Source organism: Bradyrhizobium diversitatis (genome assembly GCF_016031635.1).
Classification (GTDB): domain Bacteria; phylum Pseudomonadota; class Alphaproteobacteria; order Rhizobiales; family Xanthobacteraceae; genus Bradyrhizobium; species Bradyrhizobium diversitatis.
The window spans coordinates 1-2,926 of sequence record NZ_JACEGD010000090.1; the positions used below are offsets into that span (position 1 = coordinate 1).

At 65.3% G+C, this 2,926-nt stretch carries 2 protein-coding genes; both read right to left on the bottom strand.

The features are described from left to right. On the bottom strand, positions 1-1,385 hold a 1,385-nt coding region (locus H1B27_RS39525; protein WP_197969763.1), incomplete at its 3' end, for a DUF1522 domain-containing protein. A 357-nt stretch (positions 1,386-1,742) separates the two neighbouring features. Then, on the bottom strand, positions 1,743-2,926 hold a 1,184-nt coding region (locus tag H1B27_RS39530; protein ID WP_197969764.1), incomplete at its 5' end, for a DUF1522 domain-containing protein.

Below are 2,926 nucleotides of genomic sequence, written 5' to 3' on the forward strand. Positions count from 1 at the left end.
TTGCCGGTACCGGTGATCGACAGGTCGGCATTGATGCCGGTCGAGAGCTTGAGCTGGCCGGAGGCGTTGATCGACGAGGCGATCTGGCCCGAGGCGGCCGCAAGCGTCGCGGCACCGTTGGCGGCAATGGTGGCGGTCTGCACGCCGGTGGCAAGGTCGATCGCGTTGAGCACGTCGGAAACGTTGCCGGCCTGCAGATAGACTGTCGAGTTGCCGTTGCCGTCGGTGATCACGTTGCCGCTCTTGCCGAAGCCGGTCGGAATCGCCGGGGCGTTGGTCGAGCCCGGGACCGGCGCGTTCTTGAAGGTGATGACCTTGCCGTCGACGTTCAGCGTCGAACCGTCCGTGATCAGAGCGCCCAGCGAGCCCGAGCTGGTCGTACGGGTCGCCGTCGCCGTGGCGTTGCCGCCACCCGTTGCGGTGGTCAGGCCAAACGCCTTGAGCAGATCGGCCTTGCCGGTCACGGACACGTCTGCACCCGCCGAGCTCTTCAGCGTCACGATGCCGGCGGCTATCGACGACGGCGTCGCACCGGAGGCGGCACCGATCGTCGCAGCACCGTTGGTGATCGTCGAGGTCTGCACGCCGCTGGCGAGGTCGATCGCCGTCAGCACGTCGTTGACGGTCGCAGCCGGGGTGGCGGCGGTGCCGAGATAGACGGTGGTGTTGCCGCTGCCGTCGGTCACGAGATTGCCGCTGACGCCCGAGCCGGTCGGGACCGCGGCCGCCAAGGGAGCAGAGCCGGCGCGGAAGGTAATGGTCTTGCCGTTCACCGTCAGCGTGTCGCCGTCGGCGGGAGCCGTGCCGATCTTCGTGGCCGCGGTGGTGCCGATCAGGGTCATCGTGCCCGTCACGGCGGTGGTGCCGTCGGCGGCGTTCGCGGCAACCGTGTTCGAGAACGTGCCCTGGGTCGCACCGAGAGTGGTCGTGCCCGTCGCAGCGGTCGTGCCGCCGGGAGCGCCGCTGTACAGCACGCTGCTGAGCGCCGTGTTGCTGGCATAGGAGGTCGTGCCGCGCAGATCCGCCGCAGTCGCGCCCGCGACCGTGGTCGAGACGTTGGACTTGGTGGAGTAGCCGACGGTGGTCTGCAGCGCCTGGTTGGCGATCGACTTGGCGCTGTCGATCAGCTTCTGCAGCGAGGTGATGCCGGTGTTGGCAGCCTGCAGCACCTGCACGCCGTTGGCGATGCCGTCGAGCAGGTTGTTGATGTCGCTGGCGCGGTTGTCGAGCGACTGGGCGGTGAAGAAGTTGGTGGGATTGTCCAGCGCCGAGTTGACGCTCTTGCCGGTCGACAGACGGCTCTGCGTGGTGGCGAGAAGGTCAGCGGTGGACTGGAGGGAGAGCAGGTTCTGACGAACCGATGCGGAAAGAACGATACCGGACATTGAGTGTTACCCTTCTGGTACGCAACGCAACAAACTTCGATTAGGATTAATCGATGTGCGGGACGGTGAACGTTGAGGGCTAACAAAGCATGAAGCGTGTCGCGCCAGTCCTTGCGCGGATTCACCATATGGCAGTGTCTCGCTCGATCGAGCTCGCGCATATCGCCCTGATAAGACGACGCTTTCTTGCCCAATGGGAAGGCATTTGCCACTCGTCAACCATAACTAAGAGTACGCAATTGCTGCCTCCAGATGCACCGTCCCGTCTTGGCGAGCGGCACTCAGATGCCGATGCAAAAACAAAGCGGCGGGGCCGAAGCCCCGCCGCCGGATCCTGCTTGCGATGTTGGCCGCGACTTAGCGGAGCAGCTGGAGCACGCTCTGCTGCGACTGGTTGGCCAGCGACAGCGCGGAGACCGCGATCGACTGACGGGTCGAGAGCGCCTGGCTGTTGGCCGCCTCGACGTTGGTGTCGGCCAGGGTCAGATTGGCCGAACCGGTCTGCAGCACGTTGATCAGGCTCTTGTTGAAGTCCTGACGCACCTGCACCACCGAGAGGTTCGAACCGAGGCTCGAGGCTTCCGAGCGCAGCGTGCTCGACGCAGCGTTCAGATTGGTCAGCACCTTGTTGGTGGCCGCGTTGTCGATGAAGTCGACACCGCTGGTCAGCGCAGCAAGGCCCAGACCCTTGGAGTTGTAGGTCACGCCGGTGATGCTCAGGTTCGACTTGCCGGTCTCGTCGAACACCAGCTTGAGCTGGTCGCCGTTCAAGAGGTTGACGCCGTTGAACGAGGAGTCCTGCGCGGTCGTGTCGATCTGGTTCAGGATGTTGTTGTACTGAGATACCAGGTTCGCACGAGCCGTCTGCGCGACGACGTCCTGGACGGGGGTGGAAGCCGTCGAGAAGGTGAGCGACGAGGTCAGCGTGCCGCCGATCGCACCACCCGCGGCACTCGAGCCGAGCGTCGAGGACGCGTAGTCGTTGGTGGTCGAGATCGTCAGCAGGCCGTTGGCGTCGATCGTCGCGGACAGGTTGTTGGCCTGAAGCTTCGAGTTGAGCTGGTCGAGCGTCTTGACCGTCCCGTTGGTGCCGTCGCCGAAGGTGACGTCGACCGCCGTACCGCCGTTGAAGGAGGTGAAGGTCAGGGTCTTGCCGCTGATGCCGCCGATGCCGGAGGTACGCGCCGCCGAGAACGCCGTGGCGGTGCCGGTGTTGCCGGCGAGGCCCAGCGCATTCAGCGCATTGCCGGTACCGGTGATCGACAGGTCGGCATTGATGCCGGTCGAGAGCTTGAGCTGGCCGGAGGCGTTGATCGACGAGGCGATCTGGCCCGAGGCGGCCGCAAGCGTCGCGGCACCGTTGGCGGCAATGGTGGCGGTCTGCACGCCGGTGGCAAGGTCGATCGCGTTGAGCACGTCGGAAACGTTGCCGGCCTGCAGATAGACTGTCGAGTTGCCGTTGCCGTCGGTGATCACGTTGCCGCTCTTGCCGAAGCCGGTCGGAATCGCCGGGGCGTTGGTCGAGCCCGGGACCGGCGCGT